21 protein-coding genes, 1 pseudogene and 1 riboswitch are annotated in these 21,070 nt (G+C 65.3%); of the genes and pseudogenes, 16 read left to right on the plus strand and 6 right to left on the minus strand.

Features of this window, described 5'->3' with window-relative positions; all coding sequences use genetic code 11:
- Positions 1-4: 4 nt before the first annotated feature.
- Positions 5-1,234, minus strand: coding sequence for a bifunctional glutamate N-acetyltransferase/amino-acid acetyltransferase ArgJ (gene argJ / locus ABD050_RS04755; RefSeq protein WP_343888045.1), 1,230 nt, complete (start codon positions 1,232-1,234; stop codon positions 5-7).
- Between the two features lie 191 nt (positions 1,235-1,425).
- A riboswitch (SAM-I-IV-variant riboswitch) is annotated at positions 1,426-1,533 on the plus strand.
- A gap of 39 nt (positions 1,534-1,572) precedes the next feature.
- Here argJ and ABD050_RS04760 point away from each other — a divergent pair.
- The 3 genes from ABD050_RS04760 (at position 1,573) to ABD050_RS04770 (ending at position 4,290) form a co-directional block, all read left to right on the plus strand.
- Positions 1,573-2,514: a homoserine O-succinyltransferase gene (locus tag ABD050_RS04760; protein ID WP_343888046.1), complete on the plus strand. Its 942-nt coding sequence runs from the start codon at positions 1,573-1,575 to the stop codon at positions 2,512-2,514.
- A gap of 152 nt (positions 2,515-2,666) precedes the next feature.
- The gene (locus ABD050_RS04765; protein WP_343888047.1) at positions 2,667-3,149 is read left to right on the plus strand and encodes a MarR family winged helix-turn-helix transcriptional regulator; all 483 of its coding nucleotides are present in this window, start codon (positions 2,667-2,669) and stop codon (positions 3,147-3,149) included.
- Positions 3,136-4,290 carry a S41 family peptidase gene (locus tag ABD050_RS04770; protein ID WP_343888048.1) on the plus strand — a complete coding sequence of 385 codons (1,155 nt, stop codon included), beginning with the start codon at positions 3,136-3,138 and terminating at the stop codon, positions 4,288-4,290. The genes ABD050_RS04765 and ABD050_RS04770 overlap by 14 nt, the downstream gene beginning before the upstream one ends.
- Before the next feature lie 251 nt (positions 4,291-4,541).
- Here ABD050_RS04770 and ABD050_RS04775 read toward each other — a convergent pair whose 3' ends face one another.
- Positions 4,542-4,877 carry a hypothetical protein gene (locus ABD050_RS04775; protein ID WP_343888049.1) on the minus strand — a complete coding sequence of 112 codons (336 nt, stop codon included), beginning with the start codon at positions 4,875-4,877 and terminating at the stop codon, positions 4,542-4,544.
- Positions 4,878-4,934: 57 nt separating this feature from the next.
- On the opposite strand from ABD050_RS04775, the gene ABD050_RS04780 reads away from it, so the two are divergent.
- Positions 4,935-5,219, plus strand: a complete 285-nt coding sequence (locus tag ABD050_RS04780) for a YdeI/OmpD-associated family protein (RefSeq protein WP_343888050.1) — start codon at positions 4,935-4,937, stop codon at positions 5,217-5,219.
- Between the two features lie 113 nt (positions 5,220-5,332).
- Here ABD050_RS04780 and ABD050_RS04785 read toward each other — a convergent pair whose 3' ends face one another.
- Positions 5,333-6,094, minus strand: a complete 762-nt coding sequence (locus ABD050_RS04785; protein ID WP_343888051.1) for an NRDE family protein — start codon at positions 6,092-6,094, stop codon at positions 5,333-5,335.
- Positions 6,095-6,103: 9 nt separating this feature from the next.
- A complete protein-coding gene (locus tag ABD050_RS04790; protein ID WP_343888053.1) occupies positions 6,104-7,885 on the minus strand; it encodes a cation:proton antiporter domain-containing protein in 1,782 nt (593 codons plus the stop codon).
- Positions 7,886-7,923: 38 nt separating this feature from the next.
- Between ABD050_RS04790 and ABD050_RS04795 the strand changes: the two genes are divergently transcribed.
- Positions 7,924-9,132 (plus strand): FAD-dependent oxidoreductase, encoded by a 1,209-nt coding sequence (locus ABD050_RS04795; RefSeq protein ID WP_343888054.1) that lies wholly within the window; start codon positions 7,924-7,926, stop codon positions 9,130-9,132.
- 277 nt (positions 9,133-9,409) lie between these two features.
- On the opposite strand, the pseudogene ABD050_RS04800 reads toward ABD050_RS04795, so the two are convergent.
- Both ABD050_RS04800 and ABD050_RS04805 read right to left on the minus strand, forming a co-directional pair.
- Positions 9,410-9,637, minus strand: a pseudogene (locus ABD050_RS04800) (endonuclease domain-containing protein); the annotation flags it as partial.
- 72 nt (positions 9,638-9,709) lie between these two features.
- Positions 9,710-10,927, minus strand: a complete 1,218-nt coding sequence (locus tag ABD050_RS04805; RefSeq protein ID WP_343888055.1) for an NADP-dependent isocitrate dehydrogenase — start codon at positions 10,925-10,927, stop codon at positions 9,710-9,712.
- Between the two features lie 170 nt (positions 10,928-11,097).
- Between ABD050_RS04805 and ABD050_RS04810 the strand changes: the two genes are divergently transcribed.
- The 11 genes from ABD050_RS04810 to ABD050_RS04860 form a co-directional block, all read left to right on the plus strand.
- Positions 11,098-11,844 (plus strand): phosphatidylserine decarboxylase, encoded by a 747-nt coding sequence (locus ABD050_RS04810; protein WP_343888056.1) that lies wholly within the window; start codon positions 11,098-11,100, stop codon positions 11,842-11,844.
- A 36-nt stretch (positions 11,845-11,880) separates the two neighbouring features.
- Positions 11,881-12,708: a CDP-alcohol phosphatidyltransferase family protein gene (locus tag ABD050_RS04815; protein ID WP_343888057.1), complete on the plus strand. Its 828-nt coding sequence runs from the start codon at positions 11,881-11,883 to the stop codon at positions 12,706-12,708.
- A 402-nt stretch (positions 12,709-13,110) separates the two neighbouring features.
- Positions 13,111-13,995, plus strand: a complete 885-nt coding sequence (gene rpsB, locus ABD050_RS04820) for a 30S ribosomal protein S2 (protein WP_343888058.1) — start codon at positions 13,111-13,113, stop codon at positions 13,993-13,995.
- A gap of 86 nt (positions 13,996-14,081) precedes the next feature.
- A complete protein-coding gene (gene tsf, locus ABD050_RS04825) occupies positions 14,082-15,002 on the plus strand; it encodes a translation elongation factor Ts (RefSeq protein ID WP_343888059.1) in 921 nt (306 codons plus the stop codon).
- Positions 15,003-15,348: 346 nt separating this feature from the next.
- Positions 15,349-16,095: a UMP kinase gene (pyrH, locus tag ABD050_RS04830; protein ID WP_343888060.1), complete on the plus strand. Its 747-nt coding sequence runs from the start codon at positions 15,349-15,351 to the stop codon at positions 16,093-16,095.
- Positions 16,082-16,639, plus strand: a complete 558-nt coding sequence (frr, locus tag ABD050_RS04835) for a ribosome recycling factor (RefSeq protein ID WP_343888061.1) — start codon at positions 16,082-16,084, stop codon at positions 16,637-16,639. The genes pyrH and frr overlap by 14 nt, the downstream gene beginning before the upstream one ends.
- A complete protein-coding gene (locus ABD050_RS04840) occupies positions 16,636-17,379 on the plus strand; it encodes an isoprenyl transferase (protein WP_343888062.1) in 744 nt (247 codons plus the stop codon). Before frr ends, ABD050_RS04840 begins: the two co-directional genes overlap by 4 nt.
- Positions 17,376-18,176, plus strand: a complete 801-nt coding sequence (locus ABD050_RS04845; RefSeq protein ID WP_343888063.1) for a phosphatidate cytidylyltransferase — start codon at positions 17,376-17,378, stop codon at positions 18,174-18,176. Before ABD050_RS04840 ends, ABD050_RS04845 begins: the two co-directional genes overlap by 4 nt.
- Entirely contained in the window at positions 18,173-19,330 is a 1,158-nt protein-coding gene (locus tag ABD050_RS04850) for a 1-deoxy-D-xylulose-5-phosphate reductoisomerase (RefSeq protein ID WP_343888064.1), read from the plus strand. The genes ABD050_RS04845 and ABD050_RS04850 overlap by 4 nt, the downstream gene beginning before the upstream one ends.
- Positions 19,327-20,445, plus strand: coding sequence for a M50 family metallopeptidase (locus ABD050_RS04855; protein WP_343888065.1), 1,119 nt, complete (start codon positions 19,327-19,329; stop codon positions 20,443-20,445). Before ABD050_RS04850 ends, ABD050_RS04855 begins: the two co-directional genes overlap by 4 nt.
- Positions 20,446-20,559: 114 nt before the next feature.
- On the plus strand, positions 20,560-21,070 hold a 511-nt coding region (locus tag ABD050_RS04860; RefSeq protein ID WP_343888090.1), incomplete at its 3' end, for a POTRA domain-containing protein.

Below are 21,070 nucleotides of genomic sequence, written 5' to 3' on the forward strand. Positions count from 1 at the left end.
CGGCTCAGCTCCGGTAATCCGCGTTGATCGCGATATAGCCGTGAGTCAGGTCGCAGGTCCAAACCGTCGCGTGGCCCTCGCCAAGCCCGAGATCGACGCCGATATCGATGTCGCTGCCCTTGAGATGCGCCGCGACCGGCGCTTCGTCATAGCCCTTCACCGCCAGGCCATCGCGGGCGACCTGGGTCTCGCCGAAGCGGATGGCGAGCTTGTCGCGCTCGGCGGGTTCGCCGGCCTTGCCCACCGCCATGACGATCCGGCCCCAATTGGCGTCCTCGCCGGCGATCGCCGTCTTCACCAGCGGCGAATTGGCGATCGACAGCGCGATCCGGTGCGCGCTGCGGTCGCTCTCGGCGCCGGTGACATCGATGGTGATGAACTTGGACGCGCCTTCACCGTCGCGCACCACCAGATGGGCAAGCTGGAGGCAGAGATCGGCGAGCGCTGCCCGGAAAGCGTCGGCGCCGGCATCGTCGGACGAGGCGAGGGGGGTGTTGCCCGCCTTGCCGGTGGCGAAGGCGAGGACGGTGTCGCTGGTCGAGGTGTCGCTGTCGACGGTGATGCAGGAGAAGCTCTTCACATTGGCGTCGGCGAGCGCTGCCTGGAGGAAGGCGGGCTCGACCGCGGCGTCAGTGAAGATGAAGCCGAGCATCGTCGCCATGTCGGGCATGATCATGCCCGATCCCTTGATGATGCCGACCAGGCTCACCGTCCTGTCGCCGATCACGGCCCGGGTTACCGCTGCCTTGGCGAAGGTGTCGGTTGTCATGATCGTCGCGGCGGCCTCCTCCCAGCCGCACGGCGCGGCGGTGAAGGCGGCGTCGAGCCCGGCCTCGGCCTTGTCGATCGGCAGGGGAACGCCGATCACGCCGGTGGACGCGACGAATATGTCCGAGGGCTGGCAGCCGAGATGCGCCGCGGCGCGCGCGGCGATCGCCTCGACCGCGGCGCGGCCGCGATCGCCGGTGAAGGCGTTCGAGTTGCCCGCATTGACCACCAATGCGCGCGCCTCGCCGAGCACCAGCGCCTTGCGGCACCATTCGACCTCGGGCGAAGGGCAGCGGCTCCGGGTCAGCACCCCGGCGACGCCGGTGCCCGGATCGAGCGTCACGAAGGTCAGGTCGCACCGGTCCCAGGTCTTGTACTGCGCGCGGGCAATGCGGAGCGTGACGCCGGGGATGGCGGGAAGCTCGGGAAAGCCGGCGGGGGCGAGGGGGGAGCGGGTGATCGACATTCTGGTGTGCCCGTCTTGCAGTGTGAGAGCCGGATGTCCGGATGATGAGGCCCGTAGCGCGCGGGCAGGGCAGTGCAAGAAAATCGTGACGACGGGTCGATCGGCCGACGACCCATTTTCTCCCCTTCCGTCAGATGTATCGGCGACGCGAAAACGCCCGTTGCGAAGGCAAGCGCCGCAAACTATGGCGATCCCGACATCAAGAGTTGGGGCGACGCCCGACGCCAACCTGCCGATCCGGGCAAGGTGGCACTCCTGCCAGGGAGGATGTGGCCGAGCCGGCAACCAAGCGGATCAAAGCCACCAAGCGTCGGACCCGAAAAAGGAACCGACCCGCCGTGCCGATAAAGATACCCGATCAACTCCCCGCCCGGCACACGCTCGAGGCCGAGGGGGTCATGATCATGGGCGAAGCCGATGCGGTGCGCCAGGACATCAGGCCGTTGCGGATCGGGTTGCTCAACCTCATGCCGGACAAGATCAACACTGAAACGCAGCTGGCGCGCCTGCTCGGGGCAACCCCGCTTCAAATCGAATTGACGCTGGTGCGGATCACGGATCACGTCTCCCGCAACATTTCGGCCGATCATATGGCGGCCTTTTATCGACCCTGGAGCGAGGTCAGGGCGGAGCGGTTCGACGGCTTCATCATCACGGGTGCGCCCGTCGAGCGCCTGCCCTTTGCCGATGTTCGCTATTGGCCTGAACTATGCTCGATCCTTGATTGGACACAGACCCATGTCCATCGGTGCCTGACGATTTGCTGGGCCGCCCAGGCTGCCCTTTTCCATTTCCACGGCGTGCCGAAACGCGACCTGTCGCGCAAAGCCTTTGGGGTGTTCCAGCATCGGAATTTTGCCCCGACCTCGCCCTATCTCCGGGGGTTTGCGGACGTGTTCGATGTGCCCGTCTCGCGCTGGACGGAAGCCTGCCCTTCCGCTCTGGCAAGCGCGAAGGGGCTGCATATCCTGGCCGGCAGCGTGGAAGCCGGGGCTGGCTTCGTCGAGGATCGCGCCCACCGCACGCTGCACATGTTCAATCATCTCGAATATGACACGGGGACGCTTGCGGGCGAGTATCACCGCGACGGCACCGCCCAGCTTCCCGCGGGTTACTTTCCCGCTGACGATCCTGCCCGGTCCCCCGAGAACCGCTGGCGTGGTCATGCGCATCTGTTGTTCGCGAACTGGATCAACGAAATGTACCAGACCACGGCTTTCGATATCGCCGCTGAGGCGAGGGAGGAACGGCCGGATCAACTCGGACACTATGTCAATTAGTCTGACCGTTTTCCTTCAGGACATCGTGTAGCCGAGCTTACAAACCAGTCATCGCCAGAGCCGGCGCCCACAGGCGACTGCCAGGCAAGACGAGCCTTTCCGGAACGACAGTCTACATTGACCATATATAACAGCACTGTTATTTCTCTCGAATGGAGTCTCGTGACCGCCTCGGCACCCTGCTACGCAACCTGATCGATCGCTTGGATGGCGATGTCGAGCAGCGCTATCGTGACGACGGACTCAACTTCCGACCGCGCTTCGCGCCAGTCGTGCGCGCGCTCGCGGCGCTTGGCCCAACCTCGATCGCAGCCATTGCTCGGCACGAAGGGATGCGTCATTCGGCCGTTAGTCAGACCGTTGCGCAAATGCAGGGTCAGGGGCTCGTGCATCTCGCCCAGGGGGCCGACGGTCGCGAGCGAATTGTCGGCCCGACGCCCGCCCTGACCGCGATCTTGCCGCGGATTGAACGACATTGGGCGGCGACCAGCGCGGCAGCGGCGGGGCTGGAAGCCGAACTGCCGAATCCGCTCGCTGCGACTTTGCAAGCCGCCATCGAGGCGCTCGACCAGCGCTCCTTCGCCGAGCGCGCAAGAATTCATTTTGTTACGGAGCCATCTAATGCCGCCGACTAGCGTCCTTAAATCGGTTGTCGTGCTGTGTTTCGCCGCATTGTCCGTCGTCGGTGTCCAGGCGCAGGAGCTAGCGCCCGCTGGCCAGACAGCCTCCGCCGTCGAACCTCGTGCCGTCGCCGAACGGGTCGCGGCGCTGTTGGAGGCAGACTATCTCGATGCCGAGACCGGCAGAGCCTATGCCAGCCGAATGCGCGACCAGGCCGCCCGGGGTGCCTATGACGGTCTCGCTGGCGCTACGCTCGCCGACAGGCTGACGCTCGACCTGCTCGCGGTGAAGGACGACAGACACCTTCGGGTGCGCTTCGGCGCGCCGATGATGCGCAAGATGTCCGGGCCGGTTGTCCGTGGAGGCCCCGGTGGTCCCGGCCCGGCGCACGACGTAAACCCGCCGCCGGAAGCAATGTCGTTTCTGAGCGGGGCGCCAGCCATTGAACGGGCGGGATGGATCGCCCCGGGGATCGCCTACATCCGCTTCAACGAATTCCCGCCCGAAGCGGCGGTGACTGAAGCGACTCGCACCTTTCTGCGCGATCATGCCTACGCCACCACGCTGATCTTCGATCTGCGCACCAATCGCGGTGGCGGGCCGGCGCAGATGGATGTGATCTTTCCGGCTCTGTTCAGCAAGCCGACACGGCTGGTCGATATGGCGACCCGCGGCGGCAATGAGCGGCTCGGTCCGGGCGGCCCGAACTTGCGCCCCGCCGAAGCGGGGCCGGGCTTTGTGAAGGAATATTGGGTGACGCCAGGGATCGCGAGCCCGCTGCAACGGGCCCGCATATTCGTTCTGACCTCGCCTGCCACCGGCTCCGCAGGCGAGATGTTCGCGGCGGCGCTGAAATGGTCGGGCCGTGGGACGCTGATCGGCGCGCCCACGGCGGGGGCCAATCACTTCGTCTCCATGGAGCCACTGGACGGCGGGCTGACGCTGTTCGTCCCGGTCGGGCGCACTTTCAATCCCGCCGACGGCAAGGACTGGGAAGGCGATGGTATCGCCCCCGACATCGCCGCAGCCCCTGAAGAAGCGTTGACCACGGCCTTGGTTCGCGCCGGGCTTCCCGAGGCACAGGCGGCCTCCCTCGCAGAAGAATATCGCCCGGGCCTGCCGATGACGAGACCGCCTGCGGTTAGCCCGCGCTGAAAGGGAGTCAGGACGTTTTAACCCAATTGCTGATGATGAAGTACCAAGCATCGTTTCCCCGATGAACCGCGCCTATCACGGTTCCGGCTTATCGGCTGATTGGTACTCGGAAGCGGGCTACATTTCCGGCGATTGCACCACTGAGAGTCATCTTCGGACAGATTTTCTCGCCAAGCCAGAGTCTTCGTTCCTAATGTGGGTCGTTCCTTCCAGGCGGCCAGTATCTTTGTAATATTTGCTGCAACATTAGCTCATCTCCCGAGTAGCTTTGTCTCCAAAATATCAGCGTAGATCGCGTCCACAGATGTCAGGGCAACAAATGCCAAAGCGAGGATGGCCCAGTACCAACGCTGACGTTGCCTGCCGACACAATAGCTGAGGCCGCATAGAACAGCGAGCAATGTAGTCAGGAATACCCATGTAGGCCAAAACCCAAAGCCGACGATGTCCTCTATGGCCGCTCCAGGCTGCGGAACAACATTGAGGTTTCGGTCAAGCTTGGAGCGGGTGTCCAGAATATCGACGATATAGACAGTGAGGTACGCGAATGGCAGCAGAGAAAGCGCGGTACTGAGCGTCTTTTTCATCAAACTCTCCCATGCGCAGGCGAACTCTGCCACCGGGTGGTAACGTTAGGAGGTCTCGTGGAAAACGCTTTTATCCATGGCACTGTCCACGAAGCAGGTGACGACCTCCAGGCAGCAATTCGATCGGATCCCGAGATCCTTGGGCTGTGGGAAAGCCTGACGCCGCTCGGCCGGAATGAATTCATCTGCTGGGTCGATGATGCCAAACAGGCAACGACGCGCCAACGCCGCATCGAGCGAACCTGTGAGGAACTGCTGGAAGGAAAGAAGCGGCCCTGCTGCTGGGCAGGCTGCATTCACCGCACCGACAAGGCGCCAAGCCGATGGCAGCGGGCGTCCTGATCGATCAGAAAGGAAGGAACCGCCCATGAATCGGCCTGCGCGAATGCCTCCGTTGGCCGTTTCCGGAAGAAAGCTGCCGGGATCGCATTCCACCAGGGTCGGGCGTCCACGGCCTAATCGGGCCAGCTGAAGGACAGCATCGTCTCCCCCGTCTCCACGCCCTCGGGCGAAAAACGGCGTTCGATGATCGTCCCACGGCCGGCCATGTCGATCGCGACGATTGTGCTGCACCGCGTGCCATAGACGGGGTTGCGGATGAAGATCGGCGAATGGTTCGGTTCCTGCGGCACGTCGGAGGGCATTGGCGGATCGATCCCCATATCGGGCAGCACCTCCTCGCGCAGTCCGGCGAAGAGCAGGGCGGGATCGGCGGCATCGGCCATGATCCAGTCGAGCAGGGCCGATTTCAGCCGCATCGTCTTTGGCCAGGGCTCGTCGAGCGCGCCGTTGGACAGGCCGTAAAGCCCCGGCGCAAGCGCCGTCCTGACGATGCCGGGCCGGTTCGACAGGAAGCGGGCCTGCTCGCGGTCAGCGACGATCAGGTTGACCGGGTTGAAATCGGCGAGCGGCGCGCTGTCGAGATCGGCATAGGCACCGGTGCCGGCGAGATAGTCAGTGACCAGCGCGCCGCGCGAGGCACGGTCGGGATCAGGGCCGCCATAGCCGCGCAGATTGGTGACGACGGCGAAGCGCCCTTGTTCGGAGACGCCAAGCCAGGTCCCGCCCGATTTGAGGTCGCGTCCGGCGAGCAGGGAGGCGGGGCCCGTCCAGCGTTCCAGCGGCTGCGCGGGGCGGGCATGATATTCGTCGCGATTGCCGGCCGCGACGAGCCGCCATTTCGGATGCGCTTGCCACGCAAGGGCCAGGACACACATGACGCCTGCTTATCGCTGTGGATCAGGTCCGGCCGCGATCCGCGCCCGGCGCAGCCGCGGCAGGCGCTCCATGTCAGCCGCGCCCTTGATCTCCTTGCGCAATTCGTCGCGCTTTTCGTGGATCGAGGCGATCACCGGGCCGACCGCGACGCCGAGATCGACCAGCACGGCCTCGGACAATTGCAGCGAGCTTTCGAGCGTCTCGGGCACCGCATCGGTAGCGCCGGCGCGGTAGAGTTCGGCGGCATGCGCCGTGTCGCGAGCGCGGGCGACGATCGTGAGGCCGGGAACCCAGCCGCGCACGCGGCGGGTGAGCTGAACGCTCAGCACGGGATCGTCCATCGTCAGGATCAGCGCGTCGGCGCGGCCGAGGCCGAGCTTGTCGACCAGCTCGGAGCGGGCGACATCGCCGAAGATCACCGGATAGCCCTCGGCGCGGGCTGCCTTGACCGCGTCGATATCGGCCTCGACCGCAATAAAGGGCTTGCCGTGTACCGTGAGCATGTCGGCCACCATCCGCCCGACCCGGCCGAAGCCGATGATCACGGTGCCGGGGCCGGCGGCGGGAATCTCGGTCTCCGCCACCGCGCCGCGCTGCTCGATTCGCCGCGCAGCCTTCCGGCCGAGCCAGGCGAGGAGCGGGGTGATGGTCAGCCCGATCGCGGTCACCGTCTGCCAGAAGCCGGCGGTCGCGGCGGTGATCAGCGCTGCCTGCGCCGCCGCGCCGAGCACGATCAGCGTGGTTTCGGACGGGCTGCCCATCAGGACGCCGGTCTCGGCCGCGACGCCGGTGCGGATGCCGGCGAATTTCAGCAGACCGAAGGTCACCAGCGCCTTGACCACGACGACGGCGGTGATCGCCGCCGTCAACGGAACCCAGTTGTCGAGGATCATGCGCAGGTCGAGGCTCATGCCGACCGTGATCAGGAACACGCCCAGCGCCAGCCCCTTGAAGGGGGCCGTCATCACCTCGACCTCGCTGTGATAATCGGTCTCGGCAATCAGCACGCCGGCAAGCAGGGCACCCACGATCGGCGACAGCCCGACCGCCGTGGTCGCGAGGCTGGCGACGATCACGACGAGCAGGGAGGCGGCGAGGAACAGCTCGGGGCTCTTGGTGCGCGCCGCCTGGGCGAACAGGCGCGGCAGGAGGAGCCGCCCGCCGACGAACATGGCGGCCACCGTCAGCACGCCGCGCCCGACCACGCCGAGGATCGGGATCCAGCCGCCGCCAGCGCCGGGGCCGAGCGCCGCCAGGGCGAAGATGATGGGGACGAGCGCGAGATCCTCGAACAGCAGCATCGCGAAGGCTGACCGGCCGACCGGGCTGGTCGTGCCGGCGATCGGCAGCACGAGCGCGGTCGAGGACAAGGCAAGCGCGAAGCCGAGACCGATCGCGCCGGTCCAGCCCTGGCCGGTGGCGAGATGGACGGCGAGGCCGATGATCAGCGCCGATCCGATCAGCTCGGCCGCACCCGTGCCGAAGACGAGGCTTCGCATCGACCAGAGGCGTTTCAACGACAGTTCGAGCCCGATCGAGAAGAGCAGCAGGATGATGCCGAACTCGGCGAAAGGCTCGATCGCATGTGCGTCCGAGATCGTGATGTAGTAGAGCCAGGGATAATCGCCGACGAGCGCGCCGAGGCCCGACGGGCCGACCAGGAGGCCGACCAGAATGAAGCCGATCACCGGGCTGATCTTCAATCGGGCGAAGGCGGGAATCACCAGCCCGGCCGCCCCGAGGATCACCAGCGCGTCGCTGAATCCCTTATTGTCCAATCCCAACGCCATTGCCCCACCTGACCACAGCGAAAGAGGTTTGTCAGCCGATGACTGAAACAGATGTGGTGATCATCGGTGGCGGGCCCGCGGGGATGGTCGCTGGGCTGCTGTTCGCCCGTGCGGGGGTGAAGACTCTGGTGCTCGAGAAACATGGCGACTTCCTGCGCGATTTTCGCGGCGACACGGTCCATCCCTCGACGTTGCGGATCTTCGATGAGCTCGGCCTGCTCGAGGAACTGCTGAAGCGCCCGCACAACAAGGCCGAGCAATTGAGCGGCCGGATCGGCGGCAAGGTCGTGAAGATTGCCGATTTCAGGCATCTCAACGTGCCGGCGCCGTTCATCGCGCTGATGCCGCAATGGGATTTCCTGAATTTCGTCGCCGAGGCCGGGCGGCGCCTGCCGGCCTTCTCGCTGCGGCAGAATTGCGCGGCGATCGGGCTGATTGAGGAAGGCGGCCGTGTCGCCGGTGTCCGCACGAAAGACGGGGGCGAAGTCCGCGCCGGGCTCGTCATCGCCTGTGACGGACGCGATTCGCATTTCCGGGCGGGGCTGCCGCATGTCGATATCGGCGCGCCGATGGACGTGTTCTGGTTCCGCATTCCGAAAAGCGCCGAGCCCGAGAATGACAGCATGGGCGTGTTCGATACCGGCCGTGTCTTCGTGCTGATCGATCGCGGCGACTATTATCAATGCGCCTTCGTTTTCCCCAAGGGGGCAGCTGAAACGATCCGCGGGGAGGGGATTGCAGCGTTCCGGGACAGGGTGCGCGCGATCGGGCCGGAAACCGCGACGGTCGACGAGGGGGTGACGAGCTGGGACGACGTCAAGCTGCTGACGGTGACCGTCGACCGGCTCGAGAAATGGGACAGGCCCGGGCTGCTGGTGATCGGCGACGCGGCGCATGCGATGTCGCCGATCGGCGGGGTCGGGATCAACCTCGCCATCCAGGATGCGGTCGCGGCCGCCAATCTGCTGGCCGGGCCGATGGCGGCGGGTACTGATCCCGATCCCTTGCTCCACAAGGTCCATGACCGCCGAATCCGCGCCGTGAAGCTGACCCAGGGCATGCAGAAGCTGGTGCAGGACAATATCGTCGAGCCCGTGCTGGCCAGCACGGTGGCGCTCGACGGGCCGCCGCTGTTCGCGCGGCTGCTCGACCGGATCGAGCTGTTGCGGCGCATCCCGGCGCGGGTGGTGGGAATGGGGTTCCGGCCCGAGCATGTGCGGTCGCCCGAGGCGGACGCCGTGCGTTGAATATGTGCCCGAGTTTTCCGGCGCACGAAAAAAAGGTGTCTGGGCGGCAGTAGACCCACAGATCGGCGTCTCTCCGATCCTCCCCCGCCAGGGGGAGGTGGCGCCGAAGGCGTCGGAGGGGGAGGGCGGCGGTCAACCCTCGAATTGGCGCCGTCGCTCGAGGGCGATTGCCATGATCTGTCTTACCACATCTTCCAGGTTGGACAGGACGAGTGGCCGGATACCGCAACACGCGCAAACCCTGCGACATGAGCCATGCGTCGCGAACGGTATCTCGCGTCGGCCTGTCGCCACGGCCGTGCGCCTCGCCGTCGACCTCGATTGCGAGTCTCGCGGGCGCGCAATAGAAATCGAGAACGTAATCGTCGACGGCGTGCTGTTTGCGAAAACGCAATCCGGCCTCATTCCGGCGCAGGGCGAGCCAGAGTCCGATCTCCGGCGACGTCATTTCCTTGCGCAGGCGCTTCGCATTGCGTTTGCCGCTGGGAGACCCCTCGAGCCGCATCGCTTCCTCCCCCTCCGTCGCCTTCGGCGCCACCTCCCCCTCGCGGGGGAGGATTGTGCGGGATCGGCGGCGTTACTGGCTGCCCATCCGCGCTTCGAGATTGACGCGGACCTGCTCGAAGAACTGCTCGGTCGTCATCCAGGGCTGATCGGGGCCGATCAGGATGGCGAGATCCTTGGTCATGTGGCCGCTCTCCACCGTGTCGACGCAGACCTTTTCGAGCAATTCAGCGAACTCGGTCACTTCGGGGGTGCCGTCGAACTTGCCGCGATATTTCAGGCCGCCGGTCCAGGCGAAGATCGAGGCGATCGGGTTGGTCGAGGTCGCCTTGCCCTGCTCGTGCATGCGGAAATGGCGGGTGACGGTGCCGTGCGCGGCCTCGGCTTCGACCGTCTTGCCGTCCGGCGTGAGCAGCACCGAGGTCATCAGGCCGAGCGAGCCGAAGCCTTGCGCGACCTGATCGGACTGGACGTCGCCGTCGTAATTCTTGCAGGCCCAGACGAACTCGCCGTGCCATTTGAGCGCCGACGCGACCATGTCGTCGATCAGGCGATGCTCATAGACGATGCCGGCTTCCTTGAACTTGTCCTTGAATTCGGCCTCGAAAACCTCGGCGAATAGATCCTTGAAGCGGCCGTCATAGGCCTTGAGGATGGTGTTCTTGGTCGAGAGATAGACCGGCCATTTCAGGTTGAGGCCGTAATGCATCGAGGCGCGGGCGAAGTCGCGGATCGAATCATCTAGATTGTACATCGCCATCGCGACGCCCGAGGACGGGAACTGGAACACTTCCTCGTCGATCACCGTGCCGTCATCGCCTTCGAAGACGAGGCGAAGCTTGCCGGGGCCGGGGACGCGGTAATCGGTCGCGCGATACTGGTCGCCGAACGCATGGCGGCCGACGACGATCGGGTGAGTCCAGCTCGGGATCAGGCGAGGGACGTTCTTCATCACGATCGGCTCGCGGAAGACGACGCCGCCCAGGATGTTGCGGATCGTGCCGTTGGGCGATTTCCACATCTTCTTGAGATGGAATTCCTCGACGCGGGCTTCATCGGGCGTGATCGTCGCGCATTTCACGCCGACGCCATATTTCTGGATCGCCTTGGCGCTGTCGACCGTGATCTTGTCGTCGGTCTCGTCGCGCTTCTGGATGCTCAGATCGTAATAATCGAGATCGATATCGAGATAGGGGAGAATCAGGCGCTCGCGGATCCATTGCCAGATGATCCGAGTCATTTCGTCGCCGTCGATCTCCACGACAGGCGTCTTCACCTTGATCTTCGCCATCGATATTCGCTTTCCGGAAGGGAGGTTTCGGGGAGCGTCTAGGGGCAAGACTCGCGCGGATCAACATGTGCGATGAGATTGATCAGCGCGGGGTAGCACGGGGGTCGGGCGCGAACGGTTGCTCTTCAGCCGACATTGTCTTGGCGGCGCACAGCGGATAGACCGCGTCGATGGCTTCACTCGATGCGCCGCCCGTCGGCACTCCCACCATCAGATGGCGCGTGCCGGAAATGCACCCCGAGGGGCGCAAATTCGTCTTCATCGCCGGCGCGCTGGCGATGCTGGGCTATTGGTGGTTTGGCTGGTTCGCCTTCTGGCCGCTGGCCGGGCTGACGCTCTGGGTCGCGCTGTTCTTCCGCGACCCGGTCCGTGTCACGCCGCAGGGCGATGGGCTGATCATCGCGCCCGCCGACGGGCTGATCACGATGATCGAGCGCGTCCCCGTGCCGCGTGAACTGGCCGGCGAAAACGGCCTTGGCGATGCGCCGCTGGTCCGCGTCTCGATTTTCATGTCGGTGTTCGACGTCCATATCAACCGCGCGCCGATTGCCGGAACGATCCGCCAGGTCGTTTATATTTCGGGCAAGTTCGTCAACGCCAGCCTCGACAAGGCGAGCGAGGACAATGAGCGCCAACATATCGTCGTCGAGGGGCGCCCCGACGCAGACGGCAACGCGCGGCGGATCGGCTTCACCCAGATCGCGGGCCAGCTCGCGCGGCGAATCGTGCCGTTCGTCAAGCCGGGCGACATGGTCGCCGCAGGCCAGCGAATCGGGCTGATCCGCTTCGGCAGCCGGGTCGATGTCTATCTCCCCGACGATATCGCCCCACAGGTCGCGCTCGGCCAGCGCAGCGTCGCCGGCGAAACCGTCCTCGGCCGGGCCGGCGCGAGCGCTGCGACCGGTATAGCCCAATGAGGCTCGGGCAGTGACCGACCATATCTGGGCGGCGCGATGAGGCGCCCCTTGCGACGCCGCACCCAGCGCGGCCTCCCGCTTCGCGCCGTCGCTCCCAATGCGGTCACTGCGCTCGCCTTGTGCTTCGGCCTCACCGGCATCCGCTATGCGATTTCCGCCGAGTGGGAGACGGCGGTGACGATGATCATGATCGCGGGCGTGCTCGACGGTCTGGATGGCACGGTCGCTCGTCTGGTGCGCGGCGAAAGCCGTTTCGGCGCTGAGCTCGATTCGCTGTCCGACGCGATTTCGTTCGGCGTCTCGCCTGCGCTGATCCTCTATCTCTGGTCATTGCGCGGCATCCCGCGCGTGGGCTGGCTCGTCGCGCTCGTGTTCGCGGTGTTCTGCGCGCTTCGCCTCGCGCGGTTCAACGCCAATATCGATGTCAGCGAGCAGCCGCACAAATCAGCCGGATTCCTGACAGGCATTCCTGCGCCGGCGGGCGCGGGACTGGCGATGCTGCCGATTTACGTGTCATTCGTCAGCGACGCGGCCTTTCTGCGCTCGCCCTGGCTCGTCGTGCCCTGGGTCGGCTTCATTGCCTCGCTGATGGTGTCGAGCGTAGCGACCTTCAGCTGGTCGTCGCTGAAGCTGCGCCATCATATCCGCTTCGAGGCGATCGTGGTCGTCGTCCTTCTCGGTGCCGCGCTCATCTCGGCGCCATGGCACACCCTGTCGGTGATTTGCGTCGGCTATCTCGCGACCATTCCGTTCAGCATCCGCAGCTATGGTCGCGTCAGGCGGCTGCGCGGCACGCCTGCGGCCGAGGCGCAGCCGCTCTCATCGCCACCGGACGAACCCGTGCCCGAAGCTGGCGATCACTGAGAATCAGCATGGGCCTGGTGTAGAGGGCCGGATCGGCTTCACCGCGGAGAAGCGCGGCGATTCGCGGTACTGCAGGGACAAGGGTGAAAGCCAGCACACCAATCACTGCCGCAAAAGCTGCAGCGAAAACCATGGTTCCGAATAATGCCGCCATTTGCCCAACTCCCTGATTCCGTGAGTGGAAACAGAACCGGTAAAACCCGGATCGGTCCCGTTCCGTTCCCTATCCCTGCTATGGACACTATATGTTCCCTTAGTGTTCCCTTTGTCAACGCTTGATTTGCGCGAAGCCCTCCGCTAGAGGGCGCGCCTTCACACCGCATGGGAAGCACACATAGCCGGTGTCGGGGCTCGTCTCCGATTACTCGCTTCCCAGAGGCACAACCGGAAAGGAACTATCCTATGGCGGCTCCAGTCGTCACCATGCAGCAATTGCTCGAAACGGGCGCGCATTTCGGCCACCAGACCCATCGCTGGAACCCGAAGATGAAGCCATACATCTTTGGCGACCGCAACGGCGTCCATATCCTCGATCTTTCGCAGACCGTGCCGCTGTTCGCGCGCGCTCTGGAATTCGTCAACGCTTCGGTCGCTGCCGGCGGCAAGGTGCTGTTCGTCGGCACCAAGCGCCAGGCACAGGAGCCCGTCGCCGACGCGGCGCGCCGCTCGGGCCAGCATTTCGTCAACCATCGCTGGCTGGGCGGCATGCTCACCAACTGGAAGACCATCTCCAACTCGATCAAGCGCCTCAAGACGCTCGAGGAGCAGCTTTCGGGCGACACGCACGGCCTGACCAAGAAGGAAGTGCTCCAGCTCACCCGCGAGAAAGACAAGCTCGAGCTTTCGCTCGGCGGCATCCGCGACATGGGCGGCATCCCGGACGTGATGTTCGTGATCGACGCCAACAAGGAAGAGCTGGCGATCAAGGAAGCCAACACGCTTGGCATCCCGGTCGTCGCGATCCTCGATTCGAACGTGTCGCCGGACGGCATCGCTTTCCCGGTGCCCGCCAATGACGACGCAAGCCGCGCCATCCGCCTCTATTGCGAGGCGATCGCGATCGCAGCGACCCGCGGCGGCAACGAGCAGATGGCCCGCCGCGTCGATGTCGGCGCGATGGAGGCACCGCCCGTCGAGGAAGCGCTGACCGTCGCACCGGCGCCTGCCGCTGCCGAGCCGGTCGAGGCGATCGACTTCACGCCGGCTCCGGTTGAGACAGCCGCTCCGGCGACTGAAGACGCAGCGCCCGAGATGGCTGCCGAAGAAGAGCGCCAGCTCGACGCCTGAGCGTCGCTGAACTGAAATACGGACGGGGTAGGGCGCAAGCCTTTCCCCGTCCGCAACCATATCCAGAGCACAAGAGGACCACAGACATGGCCGAGATCACGGCAGCAGCGGTGAAGGACCTGCGCGAGAAGAGCGGCGCGGGCATGATGGATTGCAAGAAGGCGCTGACCGAGACCGGCGGCGACATGACCGCCGCCATGGACTGGCTGCGCACCAAGGGCCTTGCCTCGGCCGCCAAGAAGTCGAGCCGCACCGCCGCTGAAGGCCTGGTCGGCATCGAGGTTTCCGGCACCAAGGGCGCCGCTGTCGAAGTCAATTCGGAGACCGATTTCGTCGCCAAGAACGTCCAGTTCCAGACCTTTGTCCGCGACGTGACCTCGGTCGCGCTCGAGCTCGGCGATTCGATCGAGACGATCAAGGCCGCCCCGCTCGGCGACAAGACGGTCGAGGAAGTGCTGACCAACAACATCGCGACGATCGGCGAGAACCAGACGATCCGCCGCGCCAAGCGCCTCGAAGTGACCTCGGGCGCGATCGTGCCTTATGTCCACAATGCGGCCGCCCCGGGCCTCGGCAAGATCGGCGTGCTGGTCGCGCTCGAGAGCGATGCCGGTGCCGACGTGCTCGAGCCGCTCGGCAAGCAGATCGCGATGCACATCGCGGCCGCTTTCCCGCTCGCGCTGAACGAAGAGGATCTCGACCCGGAGATCGTCGCGCGCGAGCGTGCGATCGCGACCGAGAAGGCTGCCGAATCCGGCAAGCCCGCCGACATCGTGGCCAAGATGGTCGACGGCGCGATCGCCAAGTATCGCAAGGAGAATGCCCTGGTCAGCCAGCTGCTGGTAATGGACGGCAAGACGAAGATCTCGGACGTCGTCGCCAACGCAGCCAAGGCCGCCGGCAAGACGATCGTGCTCAAGGACTATGTCCGCTTCCAGCTCGGCGAAGGCATCGAGAAGGAAGTCTCTGACTTTGCGGCTGAGGTTGCCGCGGCGGCCAAGGGCTGAGCTGACCGTAATTTTTCCCTCTCCCAGCGGGAGAGGGGGAGGGGCCTGTCGCGTAGCGATGGGAAGGGTGAGGGTGACACCGGTTAGTGTCTCGACCCGCACTCGCCCTCATCCGGCGCTTTGCGCCACCAGTTTTGTCGAGCGCCGGGTAAACCGTGCCCCCGGCATGGTTTAGGAAGGCCCGGGGGGCCTTTCGACCCGGTGCTCGCCAAAACTCCCGCTGGGAGAAGGATTCTCGGCGCCCGCCTTCTCCGGATGCCCCCCAAAATCTGCACGGTTTCCGCGCTTCCAATCGCCCCGCGCGCCTACTAAGGTCCGCGCCGCCCCGCCTCAGCTTGATGGAACCATGATTATTCCGCGCTTCAAACGCATTTTGCTGAAATTGTCGGGCGAGGTCCTGATGGGACCGGGCCAGTTCGGTATCGACCCGGCGACCGTCGACCGTGTCGCTGGCGAAGTGGCCGCGGCCAAGGCGGCCGGGCATGAATTGTGTCTCGTCGTCGGCGGCGGCAACATCTTTCGCGGTCTTGCTGCCGCGGCGGCCGGTTTCGACCGCACCAGCGCCGATTATATGGGCATGCTCGCGACGGTGATGAATGCGCTGGCGGTCCAGAACGCGCTCGAAAAGCTCGGGGTCGAGACCCGCGTCCAGTCAGCGATCCCGATGTCGAGCGTGTGCGAGCCCTATATCCGTCGCCGCGCCGAGCGGCACATCGAGAAGGGCCGGATCGTGATTTTCGCCGCCGGCACCGGCAATCCCTTTTTCACCACCGATACTGCCGCCGCGCTTCGCGCCGCCGAGATGAATTGCGACGCGCTGCTGAAGGGCACCAGCGTCGACGGCGTCTACGATGCCGATCCGAAGAAGGTGCCGGGCGCGACGCGCTACGAGAGCCTCAGCTTCGATCGCGTGCTCGCCGACAATCTGAAGGTGATGGATGCGGCGGCGATCGCGCTTTGCCGTGATAATGATATTCCGATCGTCGTGTTCAATATCCGCGGCGAGGGCAATCTTGCGGCTGTCCTCCGCGGCGAGGGCACGTCGACGATAGTCAGAAACATGGAAATGGAGGAGCAGCATGGCCGCTTATGACAAGGCCGATCTCGAGCGCCGCATGGCCGGCAGCGTCGAGGCACTCAAGCATGATCTCGGCGGTCTCCGTACCGGCCGCGCATCGACGTCGCTGCTCGATCCGGTGACCGTCGAGGTCTATGGGTCGCACATGCCGCTGAACCAGATCGCTACCGTCTCGGCGCCCGAGCCACGGATGCTGTCGGTGCAGGTGTGGGACAAATCCAATGTCGGCCCGGCCGACAAGGCGATCCGCTCGGCCGGTCTCGGCCTCAACCCGATCGTCGACGGCACCACCTTGCGCCTGCCGATCCCGGACCTGACCGAGGAGCGCCGCAAGGAGCTCGCCAAGCTGGCTGGTCAATATGCCGAAAAGGCACGAATCGCCGCGCGCAATGTGCGCCGCGACGGCATGGACAGCCTTAAGATCGACGAGAAGAAGGGGCTGTTCGGCGAGGACGAGCGCAAGCGTCACGAGACCGAGGTCCAGAAGCTGACCGACAGCACGATCGCCGACATCGACGCGACGGCGACCGCCAAGGAAAAGGAAATCCTGGGCAAGTGAGCTCGCGGCCCGCCACGGCACCTGTTTCGGCCGGCGGCTCGGCGCTGTTGCCGCGCCATGTCGCGATCATCATGGACGGCAATGGCCGCTGGGCGAAGAAGCGGCATCTGCCGCGCATCGCCGGGCACCGCCAGGGCGTCGAGGCAGTGCGCCGGGTCACGCGTGCCGCCCGCGCGATGGGGATCGAGGCGCTGACGCTTTATGCCTTTTCCTCGGAGAATTGGCGCCGCCCCGAGGACGAGGTCAGCGATTTGATGGGGCTGCTGCGCCTGTTCATTCGTACTGACATCGACGAGATGGTCCGCGAGAATGTTCGGCTTCGGGTAATCGGCGATTATCGGCGGTTCTCGCCGGATCTGGTTGCCCTGGTGGAGGACGCCATTGCCCGCACCGCGGCCAATGATGGACCGATCCTGGTGATCGCGCTGAACTATGGCGCCCAGGCCGAAATCGCCGCGGCGGCGCGCCGCCTCGCGGAAAAGGCGCGCGACGGAACGATCGATCCGGCGATGATCGACGAGGCAGCGATCGAGGCCGAGCTCGACACGAGCGACCTGCCGCCGCTCGATCTGCTGATCCGGACCTCGGGCGAAATCCGGCTTTCCAATTTCCTGTTGTGGCAGGCCGCCTATGCCGAATTGCTGTTTGTCGATACGCTCTGGCCCGATTTCGATGCAGCGACCTTTGCCGACGCAGTGGCGGCGTTCAGCAGCCGCCAGCGCCGTTTCGGGGGCCTGTGAGCGAGCCCGCACCGCCCGCACGCCAGTCAGACCTTCCGATCCGGACGGTGGCTGGAGTCGCGATGATCACGGTCGCCATCGCGGCCCTGTGGTTTGGCGGGCTGATCTTCTGGGTGCTGTGCGCAATGCTCGGCCTGCTGATGATCGGCGAATGGGCTGATCTCGACGGTGCGCCGGCGACACAGCGGAGGCTCGCCCGTTTCGCGCTCGTCGCGCCGCTCGCGATCATGGCGCCCCCCCCGATCGCGGCCGGACCGGGGTTCCTGGCGCTGGGACTCATCGGCGCCGCCTTCTTCTTCATCGTCATCATCACCCGTCGCCCGACGCTTGCGGCGGGCGCTGTCTATGCCGGGCTGCCGATCCTCGCGCTGCTGCTCATTCGCCGGCAGGAGGAGGGCGTGGTCTTTACGCTCTGGACGCTGGCGTTGGTCTGGGCCTGCGATATCGGCGCCTATTTCACCGGCCGGGCAATCGGCGGGCCCAAGCTCGCCCCGGCGATCAGCCCGAACAAGACCTGGGCGGGCCTTGTCGGCGGCGTGATCGCCGCCAGCGCGTTCGGCGCAGTCATGCATGTCGAATATGGCCTGCCGTGGCGCCTGACGCTCGCCACCCCGGTCCTCGCGGTGCTGGCGCAGGGCGGCGACCTGTTCGAGAGCTGGCTGAAGCGCCGCGCGGGCGTCAAGGACAGCAGCCACATCCTGCCCGGTCACGGCGGCATTCTCGATCGGCTCGACGGGCTGGTGCCCGTGGCGCCCGTCGCGGCCCTGCTGGTGATCCTGCCGAAATTCTACGCATGAAGACAGTCACCATCCTAGGCGCGACCGGATCGGTCGGCGGTTCGACCCTCGATCTGGTCGAGCGCGAGCCGGATCGTTTCCAGGTGCTCGCGCTCACCGCCAATTGCGATGCGGAAAAGCTCGCCAAGGCGGCGATCCGCACCAACGCGAAGCGCGCTGTGGTTGCGGACGAATCCTGTCTGGGCGACCTGCGCGCTGCGCTTGCCGGCACGGGAATCGAAACCGCGGGCGGCAATGCCGCATTGCTCGAGGCGGCGGCGATGGGCGCCGACTGGACGATGGCGGCGATCGTCGGCTGTGCCGGGCTTGAGCCGGTGATGGCGGCGGTCGAGCAGGGCGGTACCGTCGTGCTCGCCAACAAGGAGCCCCTGGTTTCGGCGGGTGAGGTGATCCTCGCCGCCGCGGCGCGCCACGGTGCCACGCTCCTGCCGGCCGATTCCGAGCATAATGCCATTTTCCAGTGCTTCGATTTCGCGCGCGCGAACCGGGTGCGCCGGATCATCCTGACCGCGAGCGGCGGGCCTTTCCGCGACTGGCCGACCGAGGCGATGCGGGCCGTCACCATCGAACAGGCGGTCGCGCATCCCAACTGGTCGATGGGCGCCAAGATCTCGATCGATTCGGCGACGATGATGAACAAGGGCCTCGAACTGATCGAGGCGGCGCGGCTGTTCCCGGTGGCGCATGACCGGATCGAGATCATCCTGCATCGCCAGTCGGTGATTCATTCGATGGTCGAATATGTCGACGGCTCGGTGCTGGCCCAGCTTGGCCCGCCTGACATGCGCACGCCGATCGCGCACTGCCTCGCCTGGCCCGATCGGATGGAGGCGCCGATGGCGCCGCTCGACCTGGTTGGCATTGGCCGGCTCGATTTCGAAGCGCCCGATCCGGTGCGCTTCCCCGCGCTGGCACTTGCCCGCCAGGCCCTCGACGCGGGCGGCGCGCGCCCCGCGATCCTCAATGCGGCGAACGAGGTGGCGGTTGCCGCTTTCCTCGGGCGCCGCATCGGCTTCCTCGAAATTGCCGCAATCGTCGCCGATACCCTCAGCTGCTACGATCCGCCTGCGCCAGAGACGCTCGATGCCGTACTTCAGGTGGACGGTGAAGCGAGAAGGCTCGCGGGCGAGCGTGTAAAGGACTGCGTCGTTTGATCCATAGCCCCGGCCTGTTGTTCACGATCCTCGCGTTCGCGCTCGTCATCGGGCCGCTCGTGTTCCTGCACGAGCTCGGACATTACCTCGCCGGGCGCCTGTTCGGCGTGAAGGCCGAGGTCTTCTCGATCGGCTTCGGCAAGGAAGTGTTCGGCGTGACCGACAAGCGCGGCACCCGCTGGAAGTTCAGCGCATTGCCGCTTGGCGGCTATGTGCGCTTCGCCGGCGACATGAACGCGGCGAGCCAGCCCGACGCCGAGTGGCTGATGCTGCCGCCCGAGCAGCGCGCCCAGACCTTTCCGAGCAAGCCGGTGTGGCAACGCGCGATCATCGTTGCGGCCGGTCCGGTGATGAACTTCCTGGTGGCGATCGTCATTCTTTCTGGATTCGCGCTGGTGGTTGGAGACCCCGGCGCAAGCTCGGTCGCGGGACAGATTACGGCCGGTAGCGCCGCCGCCGTCGCCGGCATCGAAGAGGGCGATCATATTACCGCGTTTGACGGCCAGCCCGTCGCAACCTTTGCGGACATGGTGAGCTATGTGGCGCCCCGCCCAAACACGCGGACACGGGTGACATTCGAGCACGAAGGTGTTCCGCGGACCGTCCAGGTCACCATCGGGACGCGGCAGCTGGCCGACCGTTCCGGTAAGGCGATAGCGGTCGGCCTGCTTGGCATCAATCGGCCGCGGATTAGTATCATTGACGCGCCCGGCGTCGGCGTACGCCGCACGAGCCAAATTGTCGGCATGATGGCGCAGGGGATTGGTCAGATCATTGTCGGACAGCGTTCGGTCCGTGAGCTTGGCGGGCCGCTCACTATCGCCAGGGTTTCGGGTGAGCAGATGGCGCTGGGTGCGGATGCCTTTGTCTGGTTGATTGCCTTGGTCTCCATTAATCTGGGATTCATCAACTTGTTGCCAGTCCCGATGCTGGATGGCGGTCATTTGTTTTTCTACGCGATCGAAGCGGTGCGGCGTAAGCCCGTCGAGCCGCAGGTGCAGGAGTGGGCGTTCCGAGGCGGTCTCGCTGCCTTGCTGGCATTAATGCTGCTCGTGACGTTCAACGATCTGGGTTCGTTCGGCTTGTGGAATAATTTGGCCGGGTTGATCGGCTGACGTGGTTGAGGCAGGGCAGGCGCCAGCATACGGCCCGCGAAATTCTCCGACTGGGGTGGAATAGTGACAGCGATCAAGGTTAAGAATTTCGGCGCTCGGGCCACCGCCCTGCTCATGGCAGGGACGATGCTCTCAGGCATGCCGATCGCGGCGTTCGCCCAGTCTGCGCCGGAGGCTCCGGCAACGGATGCGGCAGCGCAGACGCCACCCGCCCCGGCACCGGTGGCGCCGCCCATCGTCCGTACGATCACGTCGCTTCGGGTGGAGGGATCGCAGCGCATCGAGCCCGAGACGGTGCTGTCCTATACCAAGCTGCGCACCGGCCAGGCCTTCACCAACGAGACGCTCGACCAGGCGATCAAGGATCTCTACGCGAGCGACCTGTTTGCCGATGTGACGATCAGCGGCGCGGAGACGGGCGACATCGTGCTGCGGATCCGGGAGAATCCGGTGATCAACCGGGTGCTCTACGAGGGCAACAAGCGGCTGAAGGAAGACAAGCTCAGGAAGGAAGTGAAGCTCGCGCCGCGGCAGATCTTCACCCGCACCGCGGTGCGGCAGGATGTGGCGCGGATCATCGAGCTGTATCGCCGCCAGGGCCGCTTCGCTGCGTCGGTGTCGCCGA

The sequence above is a fragment of the Sphingomonas oligophenolica genome, assembly GCF_039522915.1.
Lineage (GTDB): Bacteria > Pseudomonadota > Alphaproteobacteria > Sphingomonadales > Sphingomonadaceae > Sphingomonas > Sphingomonas oligophenolica.

What these genes read in the sequence shown, in the direction of transcription:
- ABD050_RS04805 (WP_343888055.1), bottom strand. Translation starts at nt 10,927, where the DNA reads ATGGCGAAGATCAAGGTGAAGACGCCTGTCGTGGAGATCGACGGCGAC.
- ABD050_RS04785 (WP_343888051.1), bottom strand. Translation starts at nt 6,094, where the DNA reads ATGTGTGTCCTGGCCCTTGCGTGGCAAGCGCATCCGAAATGGCGGCTC.
- frr (WP_343888061.1), top strand. Translation starts at nt 16,082, where the DNA reads ATGGCCGCTTATGACAAGGCCGATCTCGAGCGCCGCATGGCCGGCAGC.
- rpsB (WP_343888058.1), top strand. Translation starts at nt 13,111, where the DNA reads ATGGCGGCTCCAGTCGTCACCATGCAGCAATTGCTCGAAACGGGCGCG.
- ABD050_RS04795 (WP_343888054.1), top strand. Translation starts at nt 7,924, where the DNA reads ATGACTGAAACAGATGTGGTGATCATCGGTGGCGGGCCCGCGGGGATG.
- pyrH (WP_343888060.1), top strand. Translation starts at nt 15,349, where the DNA reads ATGATTATTCCGCGCTTCAAACGCATTTTGCTGAAATTGTCGGGCGAG.
- tsf (WP_343888059.1), top strand. Translation starts at nt 14,082, where the DNA reads ATGGCCGAGATCACGGCAGCAGCGGTGAAGGACCTGCGCGAGAAGAGC.
- ABD050_RS04765 (WP_343888047.1), top strand. Translation starts at nt 2,667, where the DNA reads ATGGAGTCTCGTGACCGCCTCGGCACCCTGCTACGCAACCTGATCGAT.
- argJ (WP_343888045.1), bottom strand. Translation starts at nt 1,234, where the DNA reads ATGTCGATCACCCGCTCCCCCCTCGCCCCCGCCGGCTTTCCCGAGCTT.
- ABD050_RS04815 (WP_343888057.1), top strand. Translation starts at nt 11,881, where the DNA reads ATGAGGCGCCCCTTGCGACGCCGCACCCAGCGCGGCCTCCCGCTTCGC.
- ABD050_RS04850 (WP_343888064.1), top strand. Translation starts at nt 18,173, where the DNA reads ATGAAGACAGTCACCATCCTAGGCGCGACCGGATCGGTCGGCGGTTCG.
- ABD050_RS04770 (WP_343888048.1), top strand. Translation starts at nt 3,136, where the DNA reads ATGCCGCCGACTAGCGTCCTTAAATCGGTTGTCGTGCTGTGTTTCGCC.
- ABD050_RS04810 (WP_343888056.1), top strand. Translation starts at nt 11,098, where the DNA reads ATGGCTTCACTCGATGCGCCGCCCGTCGGCACTCCCACCATCAGATGG.
- ABD050_RS04775 (WP_343888049.1), bottom strand. Translation starts at nt 4,877, where the DNA reads ATGAAAAAGACGCTCAGTACCGCGCTTTCTCTGCTGCCATTCGCGTAC.
- ABD050_RS04790 (WP_343888053.1), bottom strand. Translation starts at nt 7,885, where the DNA reads ATGGCGTTGGGATTGGACAATAAGGGATTCAGCGACGCGCTGGTGATC.